Genomic DNA, 16,867 nt, shown 5'->3' with positions numbered 1-16,867 from the left:
CATGGCGCCATTCGTCATGACTCGATACGGAGCACACCATGAGTGAAATCAGCCGCACCGCCTTGTTCGGCAAGCTCAACACGCTTTGCTACAAGGCCATCGAGGGCGCGACGGTGTTCTGCAAGATGCGCGGGAATCCGTACGTCGAGCTGGAGCATTGGTTCGCGCAACTGTTGCAAGCCCAGGACTCCGACCTGCACCGCGTGATCCAGCATTACGCGCTGGACATCTCGGCCATCTCCAAGGACATGACAGCCGCACTCGACCGTTTGCCGCGCGGCGCCACCGCCATCAGCGACTTCTCCCCGCACATCGAGAACGCCATCGAGCGCGCCTGGACCTATGCCACGCTGCAATTCGGCGAGGCGCAGGTGCGCACCGGCTACCTGCTGGTCGGCATGCTCAAGACGCAGAGCCTGCGCAACCCCTTGTTCGGCTTGTCGAAGCAGTTCGAGAAGATCAAGGTCGAGGATCTGGCCGACAACTTCGTCAAGATCTGCGACCCCTCGCCCGAATCGAAGATGCGCGCGCAGGATGGCACCGGCATGGGCAGCGGCGCCCCCGGTGAGGATTCCGGCGCGATGGCCCCTGCCGCGATGGGCAAGGGCGATGCGCTGAAGAAGTTTGCTGTCGACCTCACGGAGAAAGCGAAGAAGGGAGAGATGGATCCGGTGACCGGGCGGGACGAGGAAATCCGCCAGATCGTCGACATCCTGATGCGACGCCGCCAGAACAACCCGCTCCTGACGGGTGAGGCGGGCGTCGGCAAGACGGCGGTGGTGGAAGGCTTCGCGCAGCGGCTGGCCCGCGGCGACGTGCCGCCGCAGTTGAAGGACGTGAAGCTGCTGACGCTGGACATCGGCCTGCTGCAGGCCGGTGCGAGCATGAAGGGCGAGTTCGAGCAACGCCTGCGCCAGGTGATCGACGAGGTGCAGGCATCGCCGACGCCGATCATCCTGTTCATCGACGAGATCCACACGCTGGTCGGCGCGGGCGGCGCGGCGGGCACGGGCGACGCGGCCAACCTGCTGAAGCCGGCACTGGCGCGCGGCAACCTGCGCACCATCGGCGCGACGACCTGGGCCGAGTACAAGAAGTACATCGAGAAGGACCCGGCGCTGACGCGGCGCTTCCAGGTGGTGCAGGTGCCGGAGCCCGATGAGATCAAGGCCATCCTGATGCTGCGCGGCGTGGCCAGTGTGCTGGAGAAGCACCATCGCGTGCAGTTGCTCGATGAAGCCATCGAGGCGGCAGTGAAGCTGTCGCATCGCTACATCCCTGCGCGCCAATTGCCGGACAAGGCGGTCAGCCTGCTGGATACGGCGTGTGCGCGCGTGGCGGTGTCGCAGCATGCGATGCCGCCCGAGGTGGAAGACTGCACGCGGCGCATCGAGGCGCTGACGGTGGAGAGCGAGATCATCGAACGCGAAGCCGCCATCGGCATCGACGTGACCAAGCGTTCGGCGACGGCGCAAGGCCTGTTGACCGAGGCCAAGGGCGAACTGGAAAAACTCAACGCGCGCTGGAAGGAAGAGAAGGGCCTGGTCGACAAGCTGCTCGACCTGCGCGGCAAGCTGCGCGCCGGGAACAAGCCGGTGGATTCTTCCTCTTCACTCCCTCTCCCGCAGGCGGGAGAGGGCGGGGGTGAGGGCGGCGGCGCATCGACTGCCAGCACGCCATCCACCGCCGCACCCTCACCCCAACCCTCTCCCGCGAGCGGGAGAGGGAGTGAAGACCGCGAGGCGCTGTTGAAGGAACTGCACGAGCTGCAGGGAAAGATCGCGGCAGTGCAGGGCGAGACGCCGCTGATCCTGCCCTCTGTCGACGCGCAGGCAGTGTCATCCGTGGTCGCCGACTGGACCGGCATCCCCGTCGGCCGCATGCAGCGCAACGAACTCGAGACCGTGCTCAAGCTGCCCCAGTTGCTGGCCCAGCGCGTGATCGGCCAGGATCATGCGATGGAGATGATCTCCAAGCGCATCCAGACCTCGCGTGCCGGCCTCGACAACCCCAGCAAGCCCATCGGCGTGTTCATGCTCGCGGGCACCTCCGGCGTCGGCAAGACCGAGACCGCCATCGCGCTGGCCGAGTCGCTCTACGGCGGCGAGCAGAACATGATCGTCATCAACATGAGCGAGTACCAGGAGGCGCACACCGTCAGCTCGCTCAAGGGCGCGCCGCCCGGCTACGTCGGCTACGGCGAAGGCGGCGTGCTGACCGAGGCGGTGCGGCGCCGCCCCTACAGCGTGGTGCTGCTCGACGAAGTGGAGAAGGCGCACTCCGACGTGCACGAGCTCTTCTTCCAGGTCTTCGACAAGGGCTTCATGGAAGATGGCGAAGGCCGCAGCATCGACTTCAAGAACACGCTCATCATCCTCACCACCAACGCCGGCACCGACCTGATCGCCAGCATGTGCAAGGACCCTGAGCTGATGCCCGATCCCGAGGGCATGGCGAAGGCGCTGCGCGATCCGCTGCTGAAGATCTTCCCGCCTGCGCTGCTGGGACGGCTGGTGACCATCCCGTATTACCCGCTCAGCGACGAGATGCTCGGCAAGATCGTCGAGCTGCAACTCAAGCGCATCAAGAAGCGCGTGGAAGCGCGCTACCAGATCCCCTTCGAATACGGCGACGACGTGGTGAAGCTGGTGGTGAGCCGCTGCACCGAAAGCGAATCGGGCGGCCGGATGATCGACGCCATCCTCACCAACACCATGCTGCCCGATATCAGCCGCGAGTTCCTGAACCGGATGATGGAAGGCAAGGCCATCGAGCGCGTGCACGTGGGCGTGGCCGACGGCAATTTCAGCTATGCCTTCGGCTGAAATTCGCGACAAGGGTCCTCAAATGAAATACGAGGTGATCGATCATGGGTGACGTACTCGACCGCTTGTCCACATCCGAGCGTCTCGCGATCAGCAATCTGTTTCGCGACAAGGCTGCGGCCCTGCCGCACCACAAGGCGCAGGTGAAGCTGGAGACAGCGAAGGGCAATCCCACCCATTCGATCACCCGGCATGGCTACCAGACAGGCTGGGAGAGCCAGTTGATGCGACTGGTCACGGGGCGCACGCCCGACCAGCCCGACGACGAAGACGGCGTGCGCGATGCGGTGCAGAAGTTTCGCACCAAGGAGGCGTTGTCGAAAAAGGAGCAGGGCAAGATCACCTATGCGCCGGCCGATTCGGTGGGTGCGTTCCTGTCGCCCGAGGTCGAGCACGCAGCCATCAGCCTGGCGCGTGCCAAGGCTGCGCCGCTGCTGGCCTATACGCAAGCCGAGACCAGTTCGAAGAGCGGGCTGACGTGGACCCCTTACGACTACATCGACATGGTCGTTGCAGGCCCGCACAAGCTGACCGGCGTCAGTTTCAACCGCGCCAAGAACGCGGTGCCGCTGGTTCAGGCCGATGCGGTGCAAGCGATCGAGGACTTCATCGGCCAGCGGCGCGTGGGCCCGCCCGGCAGCACCGATACATGGGGTGACAAGAAGCGCATCCTCGAGATCATGGAAGAGTCGGACCATGCCGCGCCCTACACGCGCAGCAGCTACCGCCAGGACTACAAGCTGCGTTTTCCGACCATGTCCGACCTGCTCGCGTACCTGTCGGTGACGGCCGTGTGGATGAAGCACGTCAACGTGGTCCTGCGACGCTTTGGCCCGGGCGACTGGCGCCTGCACACGGCCTATTGCGTCCATTGCCCGGAATTTCCGTCCCCGCTGCGCGGAGGGCCCAGCGTGAAGACAGGCAAGTGGACAGGCAACGTGCGGGCCGGTCCAACTGGGGCCGCCGTGTTCGTCGATCCCGCCTTGCTGGCTTGACCAGACTTGAAAGAAAGGAATTCGCAATGACTGCTGGATTCACCAAGCCCACCACCCTGCTGCGCAACGCCGAAGTCGGCGTGCGCAATCTCGTCGGCGCGCACGTCCCGGCAGACTCGCGGCGCGGCTTCACCGACCATATGGAAGTGATGTCCTCGAAACTGGTGCTCGGCTACAAGAAGTACCCGACGGCCACCAACTACCCGACCGATGCGATGAAGAACGCGGCCACGGCGGGGGCAGCCAAGGCGGCCACCATCATGCGCAAGGTGAACGACGAATTCGCCGGCATCCTGATGCTGCGAAGCAAGGAGTCCACCCTGATGCAGCAGGTGCTGGCCACGCATTTCCACCTGCGTGCGGGCGAGGCCACAGACCTGAACCTCAAGAGCAACGTGGTCAACAAGGGCATCGGGCTGAAGGCCATCGTCGAGAAGGACCGGCGCTGGGTGCTGGAGAAGATCCGGCAGAAGATGCTGAGCCTGAGCTTCCATCTCAACACCGGCATCTACCTGGTCGACATCGACTCCAGCCGGCGCGACATCAAGGCCGGAAGGGTCTTCAACCCGGCCAATGCCGACCAAAGCACGGAGGCCTCCGTCAGCGCGCAGAAGGCAACGATCGACGACACCACCTGGCGCGCGACCAGCTACAAGTGGCACGACAACACGATCGGCGGCTACCGCCACGGCGAGATCCATGTCTCGCTGGACAGGCTCAAGAACTACACGCCGATCAGCTATGCCCGGATCATCATCCACGAGGCCACCCACAAGTACTTCAATACCGACGACGAAGCCTACGCGCACGAGGGCACCTATGCAGGCCTGAACCTGTCGCAGACGCTGAACAACGCCGACAGCTACGCGTGGGCGGCCGTGTCGCTCTATTGCGGCTCGGTCAAGATGGGCGCCGTCGCCGACTACGGCAACGATTGGGCGGCGTGCAGCAAGCCATGAAGACCCGGCAGAAGCACATCGGTCGCAACCCGGTCCGGGAGGCCCCGCGGCTCCCGCTGGGCTACCAGCCCGCGAAGCAGGTGAGCCTGGACGATGCCCTGAAGCTGGCCGTCGCCATGCACCGCGCCAACGGGCTCGACGATGCGGAGAAGGTCTACGGCCGCATCCTCGCGGTGGCGCCCGACAATGCGGATGCCTTGCACTTCATGGGCGTCCTGCTGCACCAGCGCGGCCGCAGCGAACAGGCGCTGGCCTTGATCCGCCGCTCGCTCGCGTTGAACGCAGGCGTACCCGACTGGCACAACAACCTCGGCAACGTACTGCTCGAGACCGGCCACCTCGACGAGGCAGCGGCAGCCTACGAGGAGGCCGTGCGGCTCGGCCCGGACCGTGCCGACATCCACAACAACCTCGGCGTGCTGCGGCGCGCGCAGGGCCGAGTGGAAGACTCCGAGGCCGCCTACCGGCGCGCCATCGAACTCGACCCGAAGTACATCGACGCGCACACCAACCTGGGCGTCCTGCTGCAGAACCTGCTGCGCAGCCAGGAGGCGCTGCAAGCGCTGAGCAAGGCGCTGGAGATGAAGCCGCTCTACGGCAGGACGCGGCAGGCGCTTGGAATGGCCTACTATATGCTCGGCAGATTCGACGATGCGGCGCAGGTGTACCGCGACTGGCTCAAGGACGAGCCCGGCAACCCGGAGGCCGTTCATCACCTGGCAGGCTGCTCCGGCCAGGCCGTGCCGGAGCGCGCCACCGACTCGTATGTGGAACTCGTGTTCGACGGCTTCGCCGACAGCTTCGATGCCAAGCTGGCCAAGCTCAGTTACCGCGCGCCGCAACTCATCGCGCAGGCCCTGTCGCCCTTGCTCGGCGAGCCCCGGGGCGCGCTGGACGTGCTCGATGCCGGTTGCGGCACCGGCCTGTGCGGTCCGCTGCTCGCGCCCTATGCGCGGCGCCTGGTCGGCGTCGACCTCTCGGCCCGCATGCTGGCACGGGCCGAGCCGCGACAGGTCTACGACGCGCTTCACAAGGCCGAACTCACCGCCTTCATCGAGGGCGAGGCCGCCGGGTCCCTGGACCTCATCGCGTCCGCCGACACGCTCTGCTACTTCGGTGACCTGGGCGCCGTGACGCGTGCTGCCGCGCGTGCGCTGCGGCCGGACGGCTGGCTGGTCTTCACGGTCGAATCGATCCCCGCAGCGGAAGCACAGGACTTCCGCCTCAACCCGCACGGCCGCTACAGCCATCGTGCCGGCTACCTGCACGAGGTGCTGATCGCAGCCGGACTCGTCGTCGGCGGTGTGGAGCCGGCGCACCTGCGCATCGAGGCGGACCAGCCCGTCGAGGGCTTCGTGGTCTCGGCGCGCAAGGCGCCCGCAGCCGCCCCCAACTGAGCAGCACACACATCATGCGAAACCGCGCCGGCTCATTCGTCCTGATGGCACTCCAGCATGGAAAGCAACGCCATGGCGACTGACCTCCAGTTCCTCATCAAGAGCGATTCGCCGGCCAACGCCGACCTGATGTTCTGGACCATCGTCGGCCAGGAGTCGCTGTCGCGGCCCTCGCACTACGAACTCACCGTGCTGTCGACCAACGAGAAGATCGACGCCAAGGACATCCTGGGCCATGCCTTCGACGTGGTGATCGAGTTCCTCGACAAGGACGGCGGCAAGCACGAGCGGCATTGCCAGGGCCATGCGGTGCGCTTCATGCGCAAGGGCAGCGTGGGCCGCTACTTCGAATACCGCTTCACGCTGCGCTCCTGGTTCTGGCTGCTGACCAAGCGCCTCAATTCGCGCATCATCCAGGACAAGGCGGTGCTGGACATCCTCGACGCAACCTTCGAGGACAGCCCCATCAAGCGCTTCAAGAAGGTCAAGTCGGACAAGGTCATCGGCACGCACAATCCGCTGCGCTACAGCGTGCAGCACCAGGAGAGCGACTACGACTACCTGTCGCGCCTGCTGGAGGACGAAGGCATCTACTACTGGTTCGATGCGCACGATGCGCCCGGCACCATGTACCTGGCCGACGCCAGCGACGTCGCGCACAAGAAGCTGCCGGTGATCGACACGCTCAACTACATCCCCTTCGGCGCCAGCGAGGTGCGCTTCAACGAGGTCAGCCACTGGGTCGATTCACGCCGGCTCGACACCGGCAAGTACGACGCGCGCGACAGCGACTTCAAGGCCGTCAAGAAGCAGCTCAAGGCCACCAAGGGCGACCCCGACACGCACGAGCTGGCCGACCTCGAGGCCTTCGAATTTCCCGGCGGCTTCTTCCGCAACGACGACACCGACGATGCAGGCAAGGTGCGCATGGAAGAGCTGGCCGCGCGCCGCCGCGTGAACTGGGCCTTCACGCGCTGGCCCGACATCGCCGCCGGCATGAACTTCACCTTCCACGGCCACCCGATGGGCGACCCGGACACCGACTACCTGTGCGCCGCCTGCACCTTCGTCGTCACGCATCCGGGCTACGAAGGCATGCGCGAGAACGACGGCAACGTGCAACGCCTGGGCCACGTGGTGTTCGAACTGCTGGACGACGACCCCATCAATGCCAGGTGGGAAGCAGCGCTGCACGACCTGATTCGAGGCCACCCCGACCTGATCGCGCCGATGCGCGGCAACAGCGCCTTCCTGCTCACCGCGCTGCCGGCCGACACGCCGTTTCGTCCCCCGCGCCTCACGCCGCGCGTGGTGATGCCCGGCCCGCAAAGTGCCATCGTGGTCGGCCCCACCGGCGACGAGATCCATGCCGACGACTTCGGCCGCGTGAAAGTGCACTTCCACTGGGACCGCTACGACGAGAGCAACGAGAAATCCACCTGCTGGGTGCGCGTGTCGCAGCCCTGGGCCGGCAAGGGCTGGGGTGGCTACTTCATCCCGCGCATCGGGCAGGAGGTGATCGTCGACTTCCTGAACGGCGACCCGGATCGCCCCATCATCATCGGCCGCGTCTACAACGACGACCAGCCCAAGCCCTTCGATTCCCACACTCAGAGCGGCTTCAGAACCCGCTCCACCCCCAAGGGCAGCGCGGCCAACTGCAACGAGTTCCGCTTCGATGACAAGAAGGGCAGCGAGCAGGTCTACCTGCATGCCGAGAAGAACCAGGACATCGAGGTCGAGAACGACGAGACGCACTGGGTCGGCCACGACCGCACCAAGACCATCGACCACGACGAGGCCTCGCACATCAAGCACGACCGCACCGAGACGGTGGACAACAACGAGACCATCACCGTGCACGGCATGCGGACGGAGACGGTGGACAAGAACGAGACCATCACGATCCACCAGAACCGCAAGGAGCAGGTGGACCTCAACGAGGACATCACGATCGGCGTGAACCGCACGGAGAAGGTGGGCGCGAACGAGACGATCACGATCGGCGCGAACCGCAGCATCACCGTGGGGGCGAGCGAGACGGCGACGGTCGCGGTGCAGCGCACGCACACCGTGGGCGCCAACGAGACCATCACTGTGGGCGCCGCGCAGGAGATCACCATCGGCGCCGCGCAGGCCGTGACCATCGGCGCCGCGCAGACCGTCAACGTGGGAGCGGACCAGAGCACCAGCGTCGGCGGCGCCATGTCGACCACGGTGGGCAAGGACGAGTCGCGCAGCGTCGCCGACGGCCGCACCACCAGCGTCGGCAAGGACGATGCGCTGTCGGTCGGCAAGAACCTCACCATCACGGCTGGCGACTCCATCTCCATCACCACGGGGAGCGCCAGCATCACGATGAAGAAGGACGGCACCATCACCATCAAGGGCAAGGACATCACGATCGACGGGTCCGGAAAGATCAACATCAAGGCCAGCAGCGACGTGATAGTGAAGGGCTCGAAGATTCTCCAGAACTGAAGCCAAGCGACGAGGAACACCATGAGCAAACGACAGTCGATCGACGCGATGCTGGCCAAGGACACCGAGGCGCTGCTGGCGCCGCCGGAGCCGGAACTGCAGCAACTGCTGGCCGGGCGATCCGCTTTGCAGCGCGCCAGCGAAAGCCTGCCATCGGTCGTCACCGGCGAGCTGATCGCCATCGCCGACGAGGGCGGCACGCCGCTGGTCCTCTTCGCCGGCCAGCCCGGCAGCGCCGCCGTGCGCGCACGGACGGTGGTGGACCTGCATGGTGCGCACATCGGCCAGCAGGTGGCGCTGATGTTCGAAGGCGGCGATGCCAGCCGGCCCATCGTGATGGGCGTGCTGCGCCAATCCGAAGGCTGGCCGCTCGCCGAAGCGCCCGCGCAGGTCGAGGTGGATGTGAACGGCGAACGCATGATCGTCAGCGCCAAGGAGCAACTGGTGCTGCGCTGCGGCAAGGCCAGCGTGACGCTGACCAAGGCGGGCAAGGTGCTGATCCAGGGGAGCTACGTGGCCAGCCACTCCACGGGGGTCAACCGGGTCAAGGGTGGATCGGTGCAACTGAACTGAGCGGGCATCGGAGCGAAGCAGCAACATGGAACTCATCAATGCCACTCGCATGGTCGCCGCCTACAACATGGGCCTGGAGCCGAGCGGGCGCGAGTTGCTGGTGGTGGTCATCAAGGGGACCTTCCGCTTTCCGTTGGCCGACGAACCGGCCGGCCACTTCGCGCTGCATGAAGCGCAACTCCCGCTGGTCATGGCCGACACCTTCACCGGCGAGCCCGGCCTGTCGGCGCCGGTCTACGAAGTGGACTTCGCGCCGCGCAAGCCGCGCTGCGACATCCTGTTGCTGGGCAGCGCCTATGCGCCGAACGGCCGCCCCACGACGCGGGTGGAAGCCGGCCTGCGCGTGGGCAACTGGAGCAAGGCGCTCGCGGTGGTCGGCCCACGGCATTGGGAGTGCGGTGTGGCGAACGCGACCGCATCGCCACCGGGCGTCTTCCTGAAGCAACCCATCTCGTACGACGTGGCGTTCGGTGGCACCGACCTGCTGCATGAGGACCCGTGCGAGCATGCTGCCTTCATGGCCAACCCGGCCGGCCGGGGCTTCCACAAGCACATCAAGGTCGATTGGGTCGAGGGGCGACCTTTGCCAGCGACCGAAGAGATCGGCCAGGGCGTGCGCGACCCGGGCGGCAACTACAAGCCGATGGCCTTCGGCCCCGTAGGCCGCGGCTGGCAGCCGCGTTCAGCCTTTGCAGGCACGTACGACGACGAATGGCTGGAGAAGCACTTTCCCTTCCTGCCGCCCGACTTCGACGAACGCTATTACCAGGCCGCGCCTGAGGACCAGCAGGTGCCGCTCGAACATTTCAAGAACGGGCCGGTCGATGTGCTGCTGGCCAACCTGACGCCGGAGGGCCTGACGCGATTCACCATCCCGCACCTGGTGGCGCCCGTGACGGTGTTCCCGAAGCACGGCGAGCGAGAAGACTACACGGCCATGCTGGACACCGTCGTGATCGAACCCGACGAGCAGCGCTTCAGCCTCACGTGGCGTATTGCAAGGCCTTTGAAGAAGAACATGTTCGAGATCGCGCAGATCCTGGTGGGGAAAAAGGGCAAGGAGTGGTGGCAGCAGCGTGACCGGGTGAACTTTCCGATCCCGGTGGTCATGGTGCCGATGGACAAGCCTGAGCCGAAGGCGGTGGAAGCATGAACACCGCTCACCACATCGCGATACGGAGCACAGGACTCGTTACCTCTGTCGGATTGACGGCGGACGCCAGTTGCGCAGCGTTTCGCGCGAAGGTCACCAATCCGACCGAAACCCGCTTCATCGACATCGGGGGCGAATGGATCATGGCGCATCAGGTCCAGTTGGAGCAACCGTGGCGCGGGTTGACCAAGCTCGCGAAGATGGCGGCGATGTCGATCGAAGAGGCGCTGCAGGATGTGCCGAGGGACGAATGGGGCAAGCTGCCCCTGCTGCTCTGCGTTGCCGAGCAGGAGCGGCCCGGCCGCGCGGCGGGCCTGGATGATCGGCTCTTCCTGCAGATCCAGACGGAGCTGGGCGTCGTGTTCTCGGCGCAGTCGGCCGTCGTCGCGCACGGGCGCGTGGGCGTGGCGGTCGCGCTGGCGCTGGCGCGGGCGCTGATGGCCGAAGTCCAGGTCACTCGTGTGCTCGTGGCCGCAACGGATAGTCTGCTGTCGTGGCCTACCTTGAGCCACTATCAAAAGGAAGATCGGCTGCTGTCCCCGCGCAACTCCAACGGCTTCATGCCCGGCGAGGCGGCGGGCGCCTTGCTGGTCGGGCGACCTCACCTGCGCGCCGGAGAGTTGGTCTGCACGGGTATCGGCTTCGGCCGCGAAGCCGCTCACATCGACAGCGGCGAGCCCCTGCGCGCGGACGGGCTGGCCCAGGCAATCAAGGCCTCCCTGAAGGAGGCCGGCTGCCAGGTGCACGACATGGACTTTCGTATTGCCGACCTCTCCGGCGAGCACTACTACTTCAAGGAGGCGGCCCTGGCCCTGTCCCGGACGATGCGACAGCGCAAGGAAGAATTCGACATCTGGCACCCCGCCGAATGCACCGGGGAGGCAGGCGCCGCCTCCGGCGTGGCCGTCGTCGCGACAGCGCAAGCCGCGTGCAGCAAGGGGTACACCTTGGGGCCGAACGTGCTGGCGCATTGGGCCAATGACGGCGGCCAGCGCGCAGCGGTTGCGTTGCAGCTTCGAGGGAACGTATGAGCAACGAGGTCTATGCCAACAACATGGAGGTGTCATGCAAGGCCGCCGATGGTAAGTCGATCTGCGCTTTTCCGGATGTCTGCTTCACCCCGCCGCTGACGCCAGCGACACCGCCGGGCGTGCCCATCCCGTACCCGAACACCGGCATGGCGTCGGACACCACGTCGGGCTCGACGTCGGTACAGATCTCAGGCAAGGAGGTGATGCTCAAGAACAAGAGCTACTTCTCGAAGAGCATGGGCGACGAGGCTGGCAGTGCGCCGAAAAAGGGTGTGGTGACCAGCAAGAATATGGGCAAGGTTTACTTCAACGCCTGGTCCATGGACGTGCAGGTCGAGGGGGAGAACGTGGTCCGGATGGGAGACATCACAACTCATAACCATGCATCATTGCCAGGTAATTCACCCACCTGGCCCTACATTGACAAGGCCGCATTCGCAAAGGACAGCGATCACGCCTGTGGTCCGGCTGTGAAGAATGCCAAGGAGGCTTGCAAGGACGTTGATGAAAAGGACGCATGTCCCGGCGCGTTGAACAAAACGGTGGGCGAGCTGCGCAAGGAGGTGAAGAAGAACCCGGCCAAGCGGGATGCGAGCGTGGCCAAGCATGATGCACTGATCAAGGCTACGCCCGGCAAGCCGACGGACAAAATGACGGCGGTCGCAGTTGCCGAAGCCTCGAGCTCTCCCTGCGTGGAAGCGATGCGTTGCTTCTTGCGCCCCTACAACGCGGAGAAGGATGGAAAAGGGGGATGCTGTCCCGGCCAGACACCGCACCACATTCCGCCGAAAGCGAATTTCAAGAACGCGAGCGGGAACTACATGAAGGGATACGACCACAACACAGCGCTATGCGCATGTCTGGAGGGCCCCAGCCAACATGTCGGCACGCATGGCAAGGCACACGCCGCACTCGACTACGCGGCGGAACTGCACGACTTGAAGCATTTGGATAAATGCAACCTCGGCGAATACAACGCCATCTGCGCGATGTCCATCGAGGCCACAACAGAGTGCGACAAGGACTGTATCGAGCATCAACTCAACAATTCGTTCAAGAGCCCTGTCGATCCGAAAAAGACCAAGGTTACGCATAAGCATTCGTCAAGCGCCCAGGGCGGCGATGAGGACATGGAAGGTGAGTTGGACGACCTCTTTGGCTAGACCATGCCAGCCCACCACCCGCAATTTAAGGCCGCGACATGAATCACGAAGGTTCGACGTTTCTTTCTGGCGCCGCCCAGGATCTGAGCACACTGTATTGCGCGAAGGAGGGGGACCGCCTTGCGCAAGAGGATCGTTCGAATTCGACTTTCATCACCTATCAGCCTGCCGCGGAGAAGCAATGGGACAGGTACAAGGGCGCGTATCCGTGGACTGCGATTGCGATGGCAACGACGCGCGTTGATGACGGTTCCACAGTTGTAATCGCGATATCTCCCGCAGGCGACTACTGGGAATTGGACGCGGGAACTGCGATACCCCTGAAGGGCAAGATTCCCAAGCCGGGCGCATCGTTGAGAGCGCTGCGGACGATCGAGCGACGCACATTTGCAGTCGGCATGGGGCGCAAGGTGCTTGAGCGTGAGGGACCGGGCCAGTGGACCCATATCGGCCCGGTCATTGAAAGCGGGGCGCCGAAGATGATTGTTGGTTTCGAGGATATGGATGGCTTCGGGGGGGAGGACCTCTACGCCGTCGGATGGCGCGGCGAAGTCTGGCGAAGGACTGGGTGGGACTGGCGTGTCATCGACTCGCCAACGTCCACAAATCTCAATGCAGTGTGCTGCGCATCGAACGGCATTGTCTATATAGCGGGTGACAAGGGCGTCTTCATGGTGGGCCGAGAAGATCAATGGAGCCTGATCGAAACGAATCGGCGGGACACCTTGCAGGATGTCGCTGAATCCGGAGGTCGGATCTACTGCGTGACCGACTTCGAGATCCTCACGCTGCGAAATAACCAACTCGTGCCTGATGACGCATTCGTGGATGATCGGCGGCCAGCGACATGCTTGCACTTGGTCCGAACGCCCACGGGGCTTTACTCGCTGGGCCCAAAGGATGTCTTCGTGCTTCGCGATGGCGTCTGGAACCAGATAGTCTGATGGCAAGCATGCCGATGCGCACACCCGTCAACAGGCCCGATCCGCTGGCTTGACATGCTTGCCATTCGCCCGCCAGTTCCCGTTGTCGTGCAGCAGCATGTCGAACAGGCAGCGACGCTTCGCAACACCCGGTCTTTCCTAGTATCAGCCCCGCACGTCAAGCTGCTCCAACTGCGCCGACTGGACGATCGTCTGGCGGCACACCTTGATGGGGTCGCAGTCGGTGGCCAATACGGATCGACGTTGGCTACCGCCGCGCTCGCGAGTCCGGGCCTTGGAGAGATCTTTACCGCCGCGGTTCGTGCTATCGAAGACCGGGATGCAGTCGGTGTAGAGCGATTGCTTGCACTTGTCGAAGCCGCGGAGGGAGGTCATCACGGCGGCCTGCTCTCCGCCTTCGGTTGGGTTTCCGCCTCCAGTCTGCGCGGCATCACCAAGGCGTTGCTCGAATCGCCGCATGCATTCCGCCGACAGGTGGGGCTCGCCGCCTGTTCGATGCACCAGGTCGATCCGGGGCGCATCGCCATGGATGCGCTGAATGACGCCGATGCCGACCTGCGCGTCCGAGCGCTGCGCTTGATCGCCGATCGGGGCTTGGTCGATGGCCTGCCGGCTTGCACGACCGCGCTGAATGACGAGGATCCCCGTTGCGCTTTCGAGGCAGCGCGTGCGGCAGTCTTGCTGGGCGATCGAGGTGCGGCTTTGGCCCGTCTTCGCCGCTTCGCTGAGGAACCCGGGCCCTTGCGCGGACGCGCACTGAACCTCGCACTCAAGTTCGGCGCGTTGCCCGAGTCGCATGCCCTTCTCAAGGTGCTGTCGCAAGACCCGGAGAACATTCGCCTGCTCGTCCGCAGCATGGGTGTGAGCGGCGACCATCACTATGTGCCTTGGTTGATCAATCAGATGAGCGACGCGAAACTCTCGCGCCTGGCGGGCGAGTCGTTCAGCCTCGTCACGGGACTCGATCTTGCGCTGTCCGACCTGGAGCGCAAGACGGTGGAAGACGCCGGCGCAGGCCCAGATGACGACCCCGCCAACGACGATGTCGCCATGGACGAAGACTTCGGCCTGCCGTCGCCCGATCCGGAAAAAATCGGCGCATGGTGGCAAGCCAACGCGCATCGCTTCGCAGCCGGTACGCGCTACTTCATGGGCCGGCCGCCATCGCCCGCGCATTGCCTCTCGATCCTGAAAACCGGCTTCCAGCGCCAGCGCATTGCGGCCGCGCAATATCTCTGCCTCCTTCAACCCGGCACCCCGCTTTTCAACACCGCAGCCCCCGCGTGGCGCCAGGAGCGCTGGTTGAACGCCATGGGTGCCTGACCTGCATGGCCACCCACTACATCCTCCCCCTGCTGGGCGCCGTCTTTTTGCTGGCCGCCCTCTGGCGCTTCTCCCGCGAGGGCTTCAAACTCGGTCCGGCGAGCCGCACCTGGTTCCTCATCGCGCTGATCTTCGGCGCGGTGTCCGCATGGTTGTGGTGGTCCGGCGCAAAGCCGGGCTTGCAGTAGTGAACATGACGTCAACTAGGAGGCACAAGCCGTGATCAATGTGGTGGTCGTCAGTCATCGCGGTGCGCCGGCGGGGCAGCCCCTGTCGGCGCAGTTCGGGCCGGCCGGCGGCACCATCGGGCGCGCGCCGACCAACACGCTGGTGCTCGACGACCCCGACCGCACGGTGTCCCGCGTGCATGCGCAGGTGGAGTGCCGCGGCGGCCAGTTCTTCATCCTCGATCGCGGCAGCAATCCGCTGCAGCACAACGGCCACCCGCTCGGCGCCGGGCGCGAGGCGGCGCTGGCGGCGGGGGACCGGCTGGTCGTGGGCGGCTTCGAACTCTCGGTGCAGGGCGTGGGGAGCGGTGTGGCAGCACCCGCGCCCGTTCCGGCAGCCGCCGGCAGCCCGCGGTCTCCCGACGACGACCCGTTCGCGGACCTGCTTGCCGGGCTCGGCTCCCCCGCGCCGCCGCCGGTTGCCGCGCCGGCGTCCAAGGCAGCGGGGCCGTCTCCCCGCGCACCCGCCGACCCATTCCTGTTCCCGGACCCGATGGCGCACCCCGCCGGCAAGGCCGCGGCAGCCTCGTCGATCGACGATCCCTTCGCCGACCTGCTCGGTTCGGGCGCTTCGCCACCCCCCGCCGGCAGCGCGAACCAGGACCTCTCCGACCTCGGCCTGATGCCCGGCCCGGCCAGCAACATCGATGACCTGTTCGGCGGCCTCGGCGGCAACGGCCCCGGCAGCGACCCGTTCGGAGAGAGCCCGCTTGGCGCGCCGCTGCTGCAGCCAGGCATGACGTCGAACGCCGACCCGCTCGCCGCCCTGCAAGCCACGCCCAAGCCGGTCGCCGCGCCGCGCAGCGACCACGTGCCCATCGGCCAGTTCGGCTATACGCCGCCCAAGGGTGTCGTCCCTCCCGGCGGAGCCAGCGGTGGCGGCTCACTGATGGACGACCTCGGCGCAAATCCCACGGTGCCGACACCCCTGTTCGGCGACCTGATCGACGAGCCTGCCACGAGTCCGTCGGGGCGGAAGCTTCCGGCCGATGCCGACGACGATCCCTTCGCCAACCTGATGCCGGGTCCGCCACCCGCAGCGCCGGCGGCCCAGCCAGTCGCGCCACCGCGCACCCCGCCCGTCGCACCACCGCTCGCAGCGACTCCGCGCGCAGCGCCCGCACCCACTGCGCCGGTTGCCGCAGCAGGGCCCGCCGCCGCACCCGCTTCCGACGACCTCCTCTTCGCCGCCTTCCTGCGCGGCGTCAACAGCAACCACCAGATGCCCACCGCGCTCACGCCCGAGCTCATGGAGCGCATCGGCGCGCTGCTGCGGACGGCCGCCGAAGGCACCTTGCAACTGTTGCATGCCCGCCAGGAGGTCAAGCGCGGCGTGCAGGCCGAGGTCACGATGATCGCGGCGCAGGCCAACAATCCGCTCAAGTTCTCGCCCACGGCAGAGGTTGCGCTGGCCCACTTGCTGGGCAAGGGCGTGCGCGGCTTCATGAGCCCCGAGGAAGCGATGCGCGACGCCTACGACGACCTGCGTGCCCACGAGTTCGGCGTGATGGTCGGCATGCGTGCCGCGCTCGCGCATGTGCTCGCGCGCTTCACGCCGGCGGAGCTGGAAAGCAAGATCGTCTCCAAGTCCGCCTTCGACGCCTTCTTCAGCAATCGCAAGGCCAGGCTTTGGGATGAATTCGTCGCGCTGTACGGCGGCATCGCGGCCGAGGCCGAGGACGACTTCCACAGCCTGTTCGGCAAGGCCTTCGTGCAGGCCTACGACGAGCAGATGGCGCGCCTGAAAGCGGGCCGCCAATAGATCGAAGGCGAGCATCCACGACAGCCACGAGGCG

The 16,867-nt window shown here is 65.5% G+C and carries 13 protein-coding genes; all 13 read left to right on the top strand.

Annotated elements, in window-relative coordinates; genetic code table 11:
- The first annotated feature begins 38 nt into the window (after positions 1 to 38).
- The 13 genes from tssH to tagH all read left to right on the top strand — a co-directional run bounded on the left by tssH (position 39) and on the right by tagH (position 16,833).
- The gene (gene tssH, locus HB681_RS27845; RefSeq protein ID WP_213958119.1) at positions 39 to 2,825 is read left to right on the top strand and encodes a type VI secretion system ATPase TssH; all 2,787 of its coding nucleotides are present in this window, start codon (positions 39 to 41) and stop codon (positions 2,823 to 2,825) included.
- 44 nt (positions 2,826 to 2,869) lie between these two features.
- Positions 2,870 to 3,820: a hypothetical protein gene (locus HB681_RS27840; RefSeq protein WP_213958118.1), complete on the top strand. Its 951-nt coding sequence runs from the start codon at positions 2,870 to 2,872 to the stop codon at positions 3,818 to 3,820.
- 26 nt (positions 3,821 to 3,846) lie between these two features.
- Positions 3,847 to 4,779 carry a hypothetical protein gene (locus HB681_RS27835; RefSeq protein WP_213958117.1) on the top strand — a complete coding sequence of 311 codons (933 nt, stop codon included), beginning with the start codon at positions 3,847 to 3,849 and terminating at the stop codon, positions 4,777 to 4,779.
- Positions 4,776 to 6,176: a tetratricopeptide repeat protein gene (locus tag HB681_RS27830; protein WP_213958116.1), complete on the top strand. Its 1,401-nt coding sequence runs from the start codon at positions 4,776 to 4,778 to the stop codon at positions 6,174 to 6,176. Before HB681_RS27835 ends, HB681_RS27830 begins: the two co-directional genes overlap by 4 nt.
- Positions 6,177 to 6,248: 72 nt before the next feature.
- Positions 6,249 to 8,657, top strand: coding sequence for a type VI secretion system tip protein TssI/VgrG (gene tssI, locus HB681_RS27825; RefSeq protein ID WP_256735130.1), 2,409 nt, complete (start codon positions 6,249 to 6,251; stop codon positions 8,655 to 8,657).
- A gap of 21 nt (positions 8,658 to 8,678) precedes the next feature.
- Positions 8,679 to 9,230, top strand: a complete 552-nt coding sequence (locus HB681_RS27820) for a DUF6484 domain-containing protein (RefSeq protein ID WP_256735129.1) — start codon at positions 8,679 to 8,681, stop codon at positions 9,228 to 9,230.
- A gap of 25 nt (positions 9,231 to 9,255) precedes the next feature.
- Positions 9,256 to 10,383 (top strand): DUF2169 domain-containing protein, encoded by a 1,128-nt coding sequence (locus tag HB681_RS27815; RefSeq protein ID WP_213958115.1) that lies wholly within the window; start codon positions 9,256 to 9,258, stop codon positions 10,381 to 10,383.
- Complete coding sequence (locus HB681_RS27810) at positions 10,380 to 11,414, top strand: hypothetical protein (protein ID WP_213958114.1); 1,035 nt, start codon at positions 10,380 to 10,382, stop codon at positions 11,412 to 11,414. Before HB681_RS27815 ends, HB681_RS27810 begins: the two co-directional genes overlap by 4 nt.
- Positions 11,411 to 12,577, top strand: a complete 1,167-nt coding sequence (locus HB681_RS27805; RefSeq protein WP_213958113.1) for a PAAR-like domain-containing protein — start codon at positions 11,411 to 11,413, stop codon at positions 12,575 to 12,577. The genes HB681_RS27810 and HB681_RS27805 overlap by 4 nt, the downstream gene beginning before the upstream one ends.
- A gap of 38 nt (positions 12,578 to 12,615) precedes the next feature.
- Positions 12,616 to 13,521: a hypothetical protein gene (locus HB681_RS27800; RefSeq protein ID WP_213958112.1), complete on the top strand. Its 906-nt coding sequence runs from the start codon at positions 12,616 to 12,618 to the stop codon at positions 13,519 to 13,521.
- A gap of 54 nt (positions 13,522 to 13,575) precedes the next feature.
- Positions 13,576 to 14,844: a TIGR02270 family protein gene (locus tag HB681_RS27795; protein WP_213958111.1), complete on the top strand. Its 1,269-nt coding sequence runs from the start codon at positions 13,576 to 13,578 to the stop codon at positions 14,842 to 14,844.
- A gap of 5 nt (positions 14,845 to 14,849) precedes the next feature.
- Entirely contained in the window at positions 14,850 to 15,032 is a 183-nt protein-coding gene (locus tag HB681_RS27790; RefSeq protein WP_213958110.1) for a hypothetical protein, read from the top strand.
- Positions 15,033 to 15,063: 31 nt separating this feature from the next.
- The gene (tagH, locus tag HB681_RS27785) at positions 15,064 to 16,833 is read left to right on the top strand and encodes a type VI secretion system-associated FHA domain protein TagH (protein ID WP_213958109.1); all 1,770 of its coding nucleotides are present in this window, start codon (positions 15,064 to 15,066) and stop codon (positions 16,831 to 16,833) included.
- Positions 16,834 to 16,867: the final 34 nt, after the last annotated feature.

The organism is Variovorax sp. dw_954, from assembly GCF_018449755.1.
Lineage (GTDB): Bacteria > Pseudomonadota > Gammaproteobacteria > Burkholderiales > Burkholderiaceae_C > Variovorax.
This window is presented reverse-complemented; position numbering and strand designations above follow the sequence as displayed.